Below are 12,923 nucleotides of genomic sequence, written 5' to 3'. Positions count from 1 at the left end.
GAAAGAGTGTGCATCCCCGGAGGGTACCATGATTGCTTGCAATCATGATATAAAAAACGCTCCGCAGCAGAGTGCTTAATTATCGAAGCCTCTTTTTTTATATATAAAGCTGAATAATAAGGACCCGCCTATCACCCAGACCACGATGATACAGAGCCGGACCGCTGATTTCCCGGAAAACAGCTCGCCCTTCACCGCATTATAGTAGAGCTGCAATGAGGCGTCTATGGGCGAAATGTAAGAAATATAGCGGAACAGTTTGAACGCCCCGGAGAACATGGAGGGAATCAGCAGCACCAGCATAAGGGGTACCTGCAGAATGCTGGTACTCATCTGGTCCCTGCAGACAGAACCGATGACCGCGCTTAACATGACCAGACAAAGGGTTCCCAGGAAGGTGAACAGCAGATAAGCCGGCAGATAAGTGAGCTCCGTTTTGGATAACAGGAAAACCAGGAGATTCCCCGCCATAGTGATGACGATGCCCATGCAGATCTTTGACAAATAGAACTCGGCCGCGCTCACATTGGAGAGAATCAGGGTGCGCAGCGTATATTTTTCCTTTTCCTCCGCAATCGACGTGGATGGAACCACGATCGCGCACATGCAGGAATTCAGCAGCATACCGATGGTCAATAAAAATAGGGACTTGTCTCCGCTGATATCGAGGGGCAGAAAGTTATATAAAACGACGAACATTAACGGGATCAGGTTACAGATAAACATCGCCGGGTTTTTCAGATAATCAGAGAGATCTTTTTTAAATAAAGCATTCCATTTGCGTAGTGAGATATTCATCATAGTCCCCTCCCTGTCAATTGTAAAAAGATTTCTTCCAGATTCGGCTCCTGGGAATGGATCGTCAGGCATTGGCCGGATGAAATGAGTTCCATAATTTTTTGGGCGCCCTCCCTGTCCTTGGAAAAGGTAAGCCGTTCTTTATCTTTGGTGAGAACCTGGATCTGATCCTGAGCGAACTTAAGCTTCAGCTCTTCCGGTGAGCCGGTGAGGATTAATCTGCCTTCATTCAGGATACCGATCCGATTACAGAGTTTGTCGGCTTCTTCCATATTATGGGTGGTCAAAAAGATAGTGGTACCGCTTTTGTTCAACTCCTGTAGCATCATATGAACCTCATGTATATTGGCTGGATCCAGGCCGCTGGTGGGCTCATCCAGAAATAAAAGCGCGGGCTTATGTAAAATGGCGGCAGCCAGTACAGTCCGCTGGCGCATTCCTTTGGAACATTTCTTGATCAAAGTCTTTCGGGTTTCGACCAGATTCATCCTTTTTAATAGGGTCTCCACATCCTGCCTGGATACATTTCGGATCCTGGCAAAAAACAGCAGATTTTCTTCAATCGTCATCCGCTCGTAGAGTCCATTGGTATCGGACAGGATACCGATCCGGTCATAATCATCCCGGGTGACCGAGCGGATGTCTTTGCCCAGGACGCGGATGATCCCTTCCTCTTTCTGCAATTGCCGTGTTAATAATTTGATCGTGGTAGTTTTACCGGCGCCGCTTGGCCCAAGGAATCCGAACACCTCACCGGGCTTCACACAGAAGCTGATATGATCCAGAGAAAATGTGGTGCCGAAATGAAGGCTGACATTTTCCAGAAAAATCATTTCTTCCATAACTTCAGGTCTCCTTTGTTAAGTTTTTTACCATTATGCCATATCTGAAAATGATTACAAGTATTTCGTACCGGACAGCGTTTTTTGATGACCGAAAGAGCCTGTAATCCGACGAATGGAGCATGCAGATGGACGAATGGAGAAGAAAAGGGATAAACAGCTACCAGTGGAAAGTTTCTTTTAATTCAGCCAGCCGCCCCTTGGATAGTGGAACCTGGCTTTTGGCCTGATTATTTAAAACCAGGACATAACTGTTCTTTGTCCATTTCTCAAACCGTTCCACCTTCTGCAGATTTACCAGATAAGATCGGTGGCAGCGGAAAAAACCGGATTTTTTCAGATTTTCTTCCAGCTGATCCATCGTGCTCTGCACCAGAAAAAGCTCGCCCCGGACGGATACATAATTATTTTTGTTTGAACTTTCCACATAATCAATGTCTTTTGGATCAAAGAACAGAACCCGGCTCCCGGATTTGGCCGGAATCTTTAATATTTCGAATATATCCTCCTCACAGGTGCCGGAATCCTCCTCATGTTCTACCTGGTGAAAAGTTCCGTTTTCATAATAAAAAGCGGTTCCAGGCATTAGAAGGGTATGACGAAGAGAGGAATGAGCGGTAATAAAAGAAACGCCATTGTCACATTGCTCATCCACCCAGTGCAGAACTTTCTTCGTTCCGTCCTCGTCCAGATTCAGCAGCGGCTCTTCCAGGAAACAAAACTCCGCTCTCTGCATACTGATACGGGCCAGGTGCGTCTTCATGCATTCCCCTGGCTTTAAGTCCCTCATCCGCCGGCGGGATAAGCCCAGCAGGCCGAAGTCTTCCATCACCGTATCCAGATCCCGGGTTTCTCCGAAAAGCTCGTGAAAAAAACGCAGATAACTGCGAACGGTATCCCTCTCATATCCCTTCTCCTGAAGTGTGATGTACGCCGCGTTTTTGCCGTGCATGTGTTCCTTTATATATAGAAATAATTCATCCATAATCTCCTGATTACATTCTATATGCAGACAGCCGTAAGTGTCCGAATGGTTCAGAAGAACTTCGATCGCTTCCTGTATAGCAGGGGTCATTCCGATACCTTCTTTATCATTTGATTAAGAGAAGCATACTATAAGATACAGGCCTTGTACAGTGTGGAACGGAGATTTTATTTGACATTAAGTGGAAAGAATACTGATGGATGTGCGGGAAAGGTTGACAGACAATTAGTTCGGGTGTAGAATTAAAATAGTTCGAATAAAGAAGTAAATGGTGGCGGCGATGAGGAAGAATGAGACAGGACAGGAACTAGAACAGAATATTGCGGCATTTGTGGACGAGGTGAAGGAGCTTCTGGCTCCGGAGATCTGGCAGAACATCCTGTTGGATTGTTCCAAAAATGAGCTGTTCCTGCTATGGCTGCTGTATCGGGAGAAGGAAGTGAACATGACCAGGGCGGCGGAGTATATGAATGTGCCGTTGAACACTGCCACGGGCATCGTGGGCAGGCTGGAGAAACGGGGAATCGTTCTGAGAGTCCGCAGTGAGGAAGATAAAAGGGTTGTGACGATTCAGCTGAGCACAAAAGGGATGGAACAGATACTGGCCATCATAAACGAGATTATGTATTATGGTACAAAAGTGCTGGAGAACTTCAGCCAAGAGGAGTTGAACCTATTTTTCCGCATGATGGATAAGTTAAAGATAGTTATGAAGGAAGAAAAAGAGAAACAGACGCAAAGACGTAAAGTAAGGAAAATACCAATCAGTTAAAGGGTCTATGAATAGGGACCCTTTTGCTGAAACCTATACTTCGGGATTCGAAATATTCAATTGCAGAACTAGTTAGAGCACAACGACAAACGAAATCTGAATTTTTCTCAATGATATCAGGAGGTGCAGGATGAGCAGAATTTATATTTTTACAGGAAAAGGCGGTGTAGGAAAAACCAGTGTGTCAGCTGCGCACGCGGTTTTAAGCGCCGGGGAGGGAAAGCGTACGCTGCTGGTCAGTACAGATATGGCGCATAATCTGGGAGATGTATTTGAGGTGAAGCTGGGAAAAGAACCGGTGTGTCAGCGGGAGAACCTGGATCTCTATGAGATAGATCCCAATTATGTAATGGAACAGGATTTCTGGGATATCATGGAATGCATCGGTAAAATGCTGCCAGACAGCAGCGGTAAGAGTATGGAAGACTTCGGAATGCTTCCCGGAATGGAAGAACTGTTTTCCCTTTTAAAGATCGCGGAAATCCGGGATACAGGTGCCTATGAGAGGATTATCGTAGACTGTGCGCCGACCGGAGAGACCTTGTCACTGCTAAAATTCCCAGAGCTGCTTTCCTGGTACATGGAGAAGCTGTTTCCGATGGGAAAAGTGGCGATGCGGGTACTGTCGCCGGTCTCAAAGCGGCTGTTTGAACTGGAGCTTCCGAACCGGCAGGCCATGACCGATATCGAACGTATGTATCTGAAACTGATCCAGCTCCAGGAACTCTTAAAAGACAGGAATACCACCAGCATACGGCTGGTGGCCATACCTGAAAAAATGGTGGTGGAAGAGACAAAGCGAAACTATATGTACATGAATCTGTATAACTTTAACGTGGATGGATTGTATATCAACCGGGTAATTCCAGCGGACATCGGTAATCCGTTCTTTGACGAGTGGTTGAAAATTCAGAAAAAATATATTACTCAGCTGGAAGAGAGCTTTAGAGAGATTCCCCTCTGTTCTATTCCATGGTATGAAGAGGAAGTAAGGGGGACAAAGGCAGTGGAGCGGATCTGCAAGGACGCACTGTCGGGGAAAGAAGTGTTTGAATCTTCCATACAGGTTAGACGGGAACAGTTTGAGCAGGTGGACGATGGGTATATTTTGACCGTTTTCATACCGAATGCCCGGAAAGAAGAACTGGATGTCTATCAGACAGAGACGGAAGCAGTGATACGTCTGGGTAACTATAAGAGGAATATTCCTCTGCCAAATGCGCTGAAGACCTATATGATCACCTCGGCCAAGTTAGAAGACGGGAAGCTCCGGCTTAGATTCAGGCAGGAATGTGCAAAATAATGCACATCACGGAGGAACGGTTGAACAAAGGGATGCTCACCCATACCTATATGTGCAAAATAATGCACATCACGGAGGAAATATGAATAAAAGCAGAACAGATCGTATAAAAGAAGCAAAACACTATGAATGGCTGGCAATGAAGGCGCTGCTACCGGAAGAGGCATCTCTCCACCTGGAAGCCATAGGCAAAGAGCTGGAAGCGCTGGTTTCCGAAAGCCTGGCCTCATGCAGGGCAGAGCTTATGAACACCATCATTTCGGCGGCAGCCCATACCTGCACCGATTCTAAGCCCTTTGGACCATATGCGCCCTGGGAACATGATAAAACCAGGCCTGCGGCCCCTCCATCCCATATGCAAAAGGAACCGGACGGACAGGGGGAGGCCCAGGAATCCGGCAGTGTAAGGAAGATTCATATAGAAGACTAGTCAATAAATGTCTAAAACGAACAGAGAACGAGGAGGTTCTGAAGATGAGGATTATCATCTATACAGGAAAAGGCGGAGTTGGAAAGACCACAGTGGCCGCCGCCACCGCCCTGAGGCTTTCAGAGTCAGGGAAAAGAGTGCTGATCATGAGTACGGACCAGGCGCATAGCCTGGGAGACGCATTTGACAAAAAAATAGGCAGAGAAATAATCAAAATACAGGAAAATCTGGATGCCCTGGAAATCGACACCCTGCTCGAAAACGAAAGAAGCTGGGGACATCTGAGAAGCTACCTGAAGAGAATGCTGACCATAAAAGGGGAAGGAGGGATCGAGGTAGAAGAACTGTTGGTATTTCCGGGTCTGGAAGAGCTATTTGCCATGTTCCGCATCCTGGATATTTATGAAGATAACACCTATGATGCCCTGATTGTAGATTGCGCTCCCACCGGAGAGACACTTTCCCTTCTGAAATATCCGGAGATGCTGTCCGTTTTTATGGAAAAGATTCTTCCCTTTAAGCGAAAGAGCGCCAAAATCGCAGGGCCGGCCATAGAAAAAATCACAAAAATCCCAATGCCCCCGGACAGCGTATTCGATGATATTGAGTACCTAATGGACAAAATGCAGCGTCTTCAAAGACTGCTGTTAGACAAAGAAACGCTCAGCATCCGCCTGGTAACCACTCCTGAAAAAATAGTTATTCAGGAGACCAGACGGACCTTCACCTGTCTTTACCTGTTCAACTATAATGTTGATGCCGTCATTATCAACAGAATCTATCCCGCCCAGGCCATGGAAGGCTACTTCAGCAAGTGGATCGAACACCAGGAAGAAGGCCTCCGGGAAATCAGGCAAAGCTTCTCGGAAATCCCTCGTTTCCAACTGGAGCTGCAGCCAAAAGAGGCGCGCACCATTCCAGAACTTCTGGTTCTCGGCCGTCAGTTATTCCAGGACGCCGATCCCTCAGACATTTTTTTCCGGAAAGAGATATTTCACCTTCAAAAAGAACCTGGCTGTATAACCATAAGGATCTTCCTGCCTTTTGCGGACAAAGGGGACCTGGATCTGAAACAAAGCGAGGAAGAACTAATCTTAAGTGTAAGGAACGAGACCCGAAGATTTCCGCTTCCGCTGGAGTGCCGGCATCTTCCGATCCATTCGGCCCAGTATAGGGATGATTATCTTGTGATTAAATTTGAGGAGGCTTGTCCGTAAGTTTACTAGCGGGGCTGGGATTATTTTTTTGGTGCGTTTTATAGGAGAATGATGTATAATGTTAGATGGTCGTGGAGGCGAAATGGCTTTCAGGCCCGCTTTTCCGGATTTGGGAGGGGCGGATATATTTTTGATTTGTTTTTGTATTTTGAAAATAAGCGTTTTTTAACGTGTTGAAGGAGGATATGTTTTTATGGTAAAACTTTATGACAGCGGTGTTTATCTGGTAAATGGGACCGAATTGGTTGAGGATGGCCCGCAGGCCGCAGCGGTTTTGCAGAATAAGTATGGACAGTCGGTGACCAGGGAAGAGGCGGCTGCCAGAACGATGGCTTATGGGATTCTGAAGGATCATAATACTTCGGGAAATATGGAAAAGCTGCAGGTTAAGTTTGATAAGCTGACTTCGCATGATATTACTTTTGTGGGAATCATTCAGACGGCGAGGGCTTCCGGGCTTGAGAAATTTCCGGTGCCTTATGTGCTGACCAACTGCCATAACAGCCTGTGCGCGGTGGGCGGTACGATTAATGAGGATGACCACATGTTTGGTCTGACCTGCGCTAAGAAATATGGCGGCGTTTATGTTCCCCCTCACCAGGCGGTTATCCATCAGTATGCCCGGGAGATGCTTTCCGGCGGCGGAAAGATGATTCTGGGATCGGACAGCCATACCCGTTATGGGGCGCTTGGCACCATGGCTATGGGAGAAGGCGGACCGGAGCTGGTGAAACAGCTTTTGAATAAGACTTACGATATTAATATGCCGGGGGTGGTGGCAGTTTATCTGACGGGAACACCGAATAAAGGTGTTGGGCCCCAGGACGTGGCGCTGGCTATTATCGGAGAAGTGTTTGGCAACGGCTATGTGAATAACAAGGTTATGGAATTCGTCGGGCCCGGTGTGGATCAGCTGAGTGTGGACTTCCGGATCGGTATTGATGTTATGACGACGGAAACTACCTGCCTGTCTTCGATCTGGAAGACGGATGAGAAGGTAAAAGAGTATTATGATATCCATGGACGGGTGGAGGAGTATAAGGAGTTGAATCCCGGATCCGTGACATACTATGATGGGTGCGTCTATGTAGATCTCAGCCAGGTGAAGCCCATGATCGCCATGCCGTTCCATCCCAGTAATACCTATACGATAGAGGAATTAAACGCCAACCTGATGGACATCCTGGAAGAATGTGAGAAGAAGGCGCTGGTAAGTCTGGACGGTGCCGTGGAGTTTAAATTAAGGGATAAGGTACGGAACGGGAAGTTATATGTGGATCAGGGAATCATTGCGGGATGCGCCGGCGGCGGCTTTGAAAATATCTGCGATGCGGCGGATATTGTCCGCGGCAGAAGTACCGGAGCCGATGAATTTACGCTGAGTGTATATCCGGCCAGCACGCCGATCTATATGGAGCTGGTGCGCAACGGCTGTATTGCCGACCTGATGGAGACCGGCGCCATCGTGAAAACTGCGTTCTGCGGTCCCTGCTTCGGAGCGGGCGACACGCCCTGCAACAACGGATTTTCCATTCGTCATACCACCCGTAATTTCCCCAACAGAGAGGGGTCCAAGCTGCAGAGCGGACAGATCTCTTCCGTAGCATTGATGGATGCCCGTTCCATCGCAGCGACGGCGGCGAATCAGGGTTACCTGACTGCGGCAACAGAGCTGGATGTGGAATACCGCGGGCCGAAATATCATTTTGACAAGACGATCTATAAAAACAGAATCTTTGACAGCCATGGAGTGGCAGATCCCTCCGTCGAGATCAAGTTCGGCCCAAACATCAAGGATTGGCCGGCCATGTCTGCGCTGCCTGAAAATATGGTATTAAAAGTGGTTTCCGAAATCCACGATCCGGTAACGACAACCGATGAACTGATCCCCTCCGGCGAGACCTCATCCTACCGTTCCAACCCTCTGGGCCTGGCCGAGTTTACCCTTTCCAGAAAGGATCCCGCCTATGTGGGGCGCGCCAAGGAAGTCCAGAAGGCGCAAAAAGCCATCGAAGCCGGCACCTGTCCGCTGGACGCGCTGGAAGAACTAAAACCCGTCTTCGAAGCGATCCACACCCAATATCCTGAAGTGGGCGAGGGAAATGTCGGTGTTGGAAGTACCATCTTTGCCGTAAAACCCGGTGACGGCTCCGCCAGAGAACAGGCGGCATCCTGCCAGAAAGTACTGGGCGGATGGGCCAATATCGCCAATGAATACGCGACCAAGAGATACCGGTCCAACCTGATCAACTGGGGTATGCTGCCCTTCCTGATCGAAAAGGGCGATCTCCCCTTCAAAAACGGAGACTATCTCTTCATACCCGGCATCCGTGAAGTGATAGAGCGGAAGAAAGGACAGCTAAAAGCCTACGTTGTAAGCGGCGGCCTGAAAGAATTCGAATTAAAGTTAGGTGAGCTTACCGACGACGAGAGGAGCATCATTCTCAAAGGCTGCCTGATCAATTATTACAGGGGCTGACCTTAAAAGGGACAGGTACAAATCAATGCTAAGCTGCGGTCCCCCCCGTAACCGCTAGGGATTTTATAAATGGGGGATTGAATTTGCCTGTCCCTGATGTATTTTCTGACAAGCAGAAAATCAGGAATAATTCCTGAAATTCTTGCATATAATAAGATATATGCGGTCAATTAAATATTGTCAAAAGATATAAACTTGACATTACCAATGAAACGTACTATACTAATAAAGCATCAAGTGACGCGGGGTGGAGCAGTCTGGAAGCTCGTCGGGCTCATAACCCGAAGGTCGTAGGTTCAAATCCTACCCCCGCTACTACAAAACAGCCTATCCACAGGCTGTTTTTTTATTTCAGAGGAAAAAGTGCTCCTATGAAATAAAAAAAGCTTCGCTTCGCTCATATCCCGGCCTTTTTTATATCCTCCGTCTGAGAATCCACCCCCCTGGAAAATTCTAGATTGTAGCCCGTAACCTATTTTAATATGGAAGAAGATGTGGTATATTTGATGAGAAAAGATTTACCATGGCTGCATAGAAACTAATGAGTAACGGCAGGAAAGGAGAGCCTTATGGACATTCTGGATCTTGATGATGATATAAAGGAAGTAAGAGAAAAACGAGAAGAGGAGCATAAATCTCAAAAACCTTCTCCCAAAAAGAAGGGCAGCAAAGGGTGGTCAGCCGCCAGCAAGGTAGTGCTTGCGGTCTCTGTGCTGGTATTTTTGTTTGCCGCCTGGCAGCTGGTCTCCATATTCGTGGGGTACAAACAGGGAAGCGACGAATACAAAGACCTGGAGCAGTTTGTTGCCAAAGAGGAGCCGGAACCCAAACCCATCGAAGCTTCCGGGGGGATCGCGGCGGATGTGGGGGAAGAGAAGCCCCTGACCGAGACCATTTCAAGAGCCAGCTTTGACGAGCTGAAGGCCATTAATTCAGATATCGTGGGCTGGATTGAATTTGAAAATATTGATATTAATTATCCGGTGGTTCAGACAGGAGACAATGATTATTACCTGACCCATACGGTGAAAAACACCAGGAACAGTGTGGGCTCTATCTTTGTGGAATATACAAACAACTCCGATTTCCAGGATGATAACACCTTTATCTATGGACATAACATGAAAAACGGTTCCATGTTCGGGCTGCTGAAAAAATATAAGGACCCATCATATTATCAGGCGAACCAGTTCTTCTGGATCTACACGCCCCAGGGGGATTACATGTATCAGATCTTCTCCTGCCATGAGGCGGAGCCGGAGTCCGAGACCTACACCAACGGATTTGGCTCCAAAGAAAGTTACGCTTCGTACCTTCAGACGATCAAAGATTTATCTCTGTATGATACCGGTGTGGCTGTGACATCGGATGATAAAATTGTCAGCCTGTCCACCTGTACAAAAGACAAGGAAGTGCGTTTTGTGGTTCACGCTAAGAGGCTGTAGCAGGAACGGCAGGGCTGGCAGCTCTGCAGGACCGACCAAAGGGCATGCATGACGTGGCGCCGGAAAAGGGATATCCGTTTGTGCGGAAAAACGCACGCAAGGAGGAAATCATGGATACTATCCAAACATTGCAGGAGTGGATCGACAGCAGTGACAATATCGTATTTTTCGGAGGCGCCGGGGTCTCAACCGAAAGCGGAATTCCCGACTTCAGGAGTGTGGACGGTCTTTATCATCAGGAGTATGACTATCCGCCTGAAACGATGTTGAGCCGCACATTTTATGAGAGAAAGCCGGAAGAATTCTATCGGTTCTACCGGAACAAGATGCTCTATCTGGATGCCATGCCAAATGAGGCCCACAGGAAGCTGGCCGAACTGGAGCAGTCGGGAAAATTACGGGCGGTGATTACCCAGAATATCGATGGCCTTCACCAGAAGGCTGGCAGCAGGGAGGTGCTGGAGCTGCACGGCAGCGTGCTGCGCAATTACTGCTCCCGCTGCGGACGGTTCTATCCGGTTGAGGCGGTAACACAATCTGAGGGGGTGCCCCATTGTGAGTGCGGCGGCAAGATTAAACCGGATGTTGTTTTATATGAAGAGGGTCTGGATCAGAAGATCCTTTCGAAAGCGGTAAAATATATAGAAAAAGCGGATATCCTGATCATCGGCGGTACGTCTCTGGTGGTATACCCGGCGGCCGGCCTCATCGATTATTACAGGGGCGATAAGCTGGTCCTGATCAATAAGGCGCCCACCGGCATGGATGATAAGGCGGATCTGCTGGTACAGGGCAGCATCGGAGAGATTATGAGTCAGATACAGGCGCATGGAGGCAGATAGATGGACTACGAAGTGGGAGATATCGTAAAACTGAAGAAGCAGCATCCCTGCGGCAGCCAGGAGTGGGAAATTCTCCGGGTGGGAGCGGATTTCCGGCTGAAATGTATGGGATGCGGACATCAGATCATGATCGCCAGGAAAATAGTGGAAAAAAACACGAAAGATCTTCGCAAAAAACCTTGAAATCACGGACAATCTGTGCTATTATAGTAGCTCGTGATATATTATTCGTTCCGTAAGGAACTGATGATTTAATCCTTGTTCCCTGCTCTGACAGGGAGCCAAAGACCATAAGGAGGTGTAAGAACACATGAACAAGTACGAATTGGCAGTCGTCTTAACTGCAAAGATTGAAGACGAAGAGAGAGTCGCTACCATCGAAAAGATCAAAGGGTACGTAGAACGCTTCGGCGGCACCATTACCAAAGTGGATGAATGGGGCAAGAAGAGACTGGCCTATGAGATCCAGAAGATGAGAGAAGGCTTCTATTACTTTATCCAGTTTGAGGCGGATTCTGATGCTCCGGCAGAGATCGAGAGACGTATCCGGATCATGGAAAATGTAATCCGCTATTTGTGCGTAAAACAGGGTGAGTAAGACGACTGTGCACATATAGGAGGAGTCAGTATGAACAAAGTTATTTTAATGGGGAATTTAACCAGAGATCCTGAAGTTCGGTATTCCGGTGGAGAAAACTCCATGGCGATCGCCAGATTTTCACTGGCTGTCAGCCGCCGGTTCAACCGTAACAGCGATACCGATACGGATTTCTTTAATTGTACTGCATTCGGCAAACAGGCCGAGTTCGTAGAGCGTTATTTCCATAAAGGAATGCGTATGCTGTTAAGCGGCCGGGTTCAGAACGACAATTATACGAACAGAAACGGTGAAAAAGTTTACTCCGTACAGATCATTGCGGACGACATTGAATTCGCCGAAAGCAAAAACTCCAGTGCAAATAATGCAGGGGGCTTTCAAGCAGGTGGATTTCAGGATGGGGGCAGACCCGAACCCAGCCAGGCGGTTGGTGACGGCTTCATGAATATTCCGGATGGAATTGATGAGGAGCTGCCGTTTAACTAATGAAATTGAGCGGTTTTTAATCTGATAGGAGGTAATGAAAAATGGCATATAACAGACCTGATGGCCAGGGCGGTCCGATGAAGAGACGCGGCGGCCGCAGAAGAAAAAAAGTCTGCGTGTTCTGTGGTAAAGAGAACAACGAGATCGATTACAAGGATATAAACAAATTAAAAAGATATGTCTCTGAAAGAGGTAAAATTCTTCCCAGAAGAATTACCGGCAACTGTGCAAAACATCAGCGTGCTCTGACTGTTGCGATCAAGAGAGCAAGACATATCGCTTTGATGCCGTATACGGTTGATTAAAAATAATGGGCTGCCCGAAGGGCGGCCCTTTTTTGAGCCGGCATTATGGGAGGGGACTGGCACTTTTCGGCAGCAAGGCGAAGCCTTCGGGCAACTGCGTGGAGAAAAGGGCCTGTCCCCGGATGCCGACTGGAATCGTCCCACATTCGGGGAAACAGGCGTTATTATCTCTCGCGCAGACCAATATCCCGGGAAACAGGCGTCTTTTTCCCTAGAGCAGACCAACATCCGGGGACAGGCCCCTTTCTCAATGCAGCTGCCTGAATGTTCTGCTTTACTGCCGAAAGGTGCCAGCCCCCTCTTAAACCTTAAGGCGGCTAAAGAAAATCTTAAGGGTTCCATAATCTTTCAAAAAATGATATAATACAGTTTATCAGAATTCGCATTGTGCAGACTGATGAATATTATATATATGGATGGC

General features: G+C 47.7%; 14 protein-coding genes and 1 tRNA gene. 12 read left to right on the top strand and 3 right to left on the bottom strand.

Annotation, left to right across the window (positions count from 1 at the left end; genetic code table 11):
- Window positions 1-75: 75 nt before the first annotated feature.
- The 3 genes from KTH90_RS10235 to KTH90_RS10225 all read right to left on the bottom strand — a co-directional run bounded on the left by KTH90_RS10235 (window position 76) and on the right by KTH90_RS10225 (window position 2,715).
- On the bottom strand, window positions 76-801 hold the full coding sequence (locus tag KTH90_RS10235; RefSeq protein ID WP_238726748.1) for an ABC transporter permease: 726 nt from the start codon (window positions 799-801) through the stop codon (window positions 76-78).
- Window positions 798-1,640: an ABC transporter ATP-binding protein gene (locus KTH90_RS10230; RefSeq protein ID WP_158351253.1), complete on the bottom strand. Its 843-nt coding sequence runs from the start codon at window positions 1,638-1,640 to the stop codon at window positions 798-800. The genes KTH90_RS10235 and KTH90_RS10230 overlap by 4 nt, the downstream gene beginning before the upstream one ends.
- Window positions 1,641-1,800: 160 nt before the next feature.
- A complete protein-coding gene (locus KTH90_RS10225) occupies window positions 1,801-2,715 on the bottom strand; it encodes a LytTR family transcriptional regulator DNA-binding domain-containing protein (protein ID WP_158351252.1) in 915 nt (304 codons plus the stop codon).
- A 190-nt stretch (window positions 2,716-2,905) separates the two neighbouring features.
- On the opposite strand from KTH90_RS10225, the gene KTH90_RS10220 reads away from it, so the two are divergent.
- The 12 genes from KTH90_RS10220 to rpsR all read left to right on the top strand — a co-directional run bounded on the left by KTH90_RS10220 (window position 2,906) and on the right by rpsR (window position 12,502).
- Window positions 2,906-3,397 carry a MarR family winged helix-turn-helix transcriptional regulator gene (locus KTH90_RS10220; RefSeq protein ID WP_238726747.1) on the top strand — a complete coding sequence of 164 codons (492 nt, stop codon included), beginning with the start codon at window positions 2,906-2,908 and terminating at the stop codon, window positions 3,395-3,397.
- 130 nt (window positions 3,398-3,527) lie between these two features.
- A complete protein-coding gene (locus tag KTH90_RS10215; protein ID WP_158351250.1) occupies window positions 3,528-4,700 on the top strand; it encodes an ArsA family ATPase in 1,173 nt (390 codons plus the stop codon).
- Between the two features lie 82 nt (window positions 4,701-4,782).
- A complete protein-coding gene (locus KTH90_RS10210; RefSeq protein ID WP_158351249.1) occupies window positions 4,783-5,130 on the top strand; it encodes a hypothetical protein in 348 nt (115 codons plus the stop codon).
- 44 nt (window positions 5,131-5,174) lie between these two features.
- Window positions 5,175-6,347 (top strand): ArsA family ATPase, encoded by a 1,173-nt coding sequence (locus KTH90_RS10205; RefSeq protein WP_158351248.1) that lies wholly within the window; start codon window positions 5,175-5,177, stop codon window positions 6,345-6,347.
- Between the two features lie 193 nt (window positions 6,348-6,540).
- A complete protein-coding gene (locus KTH90_RS10200; protein WP_238726746.1) occupies window positions 6,541-8,826 on the top strand; it encodes a hydratase in 2,286 nt (761 codons plus the stop codon).
- A 241-nt stretch (window positions 8,827-9,067) separates the two neighbouring features.
- Window positions 9,068-9,141 (top strand) — tRNA-Met (locus KTH90_RS10195).
- A 254-nt stretch (window positions 9,142-9,395) separates the two neighbouring features.
- Window positions 9,396-10,271 carry a class B sortase gene (gene srtB / locus KTH90_RS10190; protein ID WP_158351246.1) on the top strand — a complete coding sequence of 292 codons (876 nt, stop codon included), beginning with the start codon at window positions 9,396-9,398 and terminating at the stop codon, window positions 10,269-10,271.
- Window positions 10,272-10,381: 110 nt separating this feature from the next.
- Window positions 10,382-11,113 carry an NAD-dependent protein deacylase gene (locus KTH90_RS10185; protein ID WP_238726745.1) on the top strand — a complete coding sequence of 244 codons (732 nt, stop codon included), beginning with the start codon at window positions 10,382-10,384 and terminating at the stop codon, window positions 11,111-11,113.
- Window positions 11,114-11,296 (top strand): DUF951 domain-containing protein, encoded by a 183-nt coding sequence (locus KTH90_RS10180; protein ID WP_158351244.1) that lies wholly within the window; start codon window positions 11,114-11,116, stop codon window positions 11,294-11,296.
- Between the two features lie 127 nt (window positions 11,297-11,423).
- Window positions 11,424-11,711 carry a 30S ribosomal protein S6 gene (rpsF, locus tag KTH90_RS10175; RefSeq protein ID WP_158345649.1) on the top strand — a complete coding sequence of 96 codons (288 nt, stop codon included), beginning with the start codon at window positions 11,424-11,426 and terminating at the stop codon, window positions 11,709-11,711.
- A gap of 30 nt (window positions 11,712-11,741) precedes the next feature.
- Window positions 11,742-12,197 (top strand): single-stranded DNA-binding protein, encoded by a 456-nt coding sequence (locus tag KTH90_RS10170; protein ID WP_158351243.1) that lies wholly within the window; start codon window positions 11,742-11,744, stop codon window positions 12,195-12,197.
- 41 nt (window positions 12,198-12,238) lie between these two features.
- Window positions 12,239-12,502 carry a 30S ribosomal protein S18 gene (gene rpsR / locus KTH90_RS10165; RefSeq protein ID WP_158351242.1) on the top strand — a complete coding sequence of 88 codons (264 nt, stop codon included), beginning with the start codon at window positions 12,239-12,241 and terminating at the stop codon, window positions 12,500-12,502.
- The last annotated feature ends 421 nt before the right edge of the window (window positions 12,503-12,923 follow it).

Origin of the sequence: Diplocloster modestus, from assembly GCF_019042245.1 — a bacterium.
In the GTDB taxonomy this organism is placed as follows: Bacteria; Bacillota; Clostridia; order Lachnospirales; family Lachnospiraceae; genus Diplocloster; species Diplocloster modestus.
This window is presented reverse-complemented; position numbering and strand designations above follow the sequence as displayed.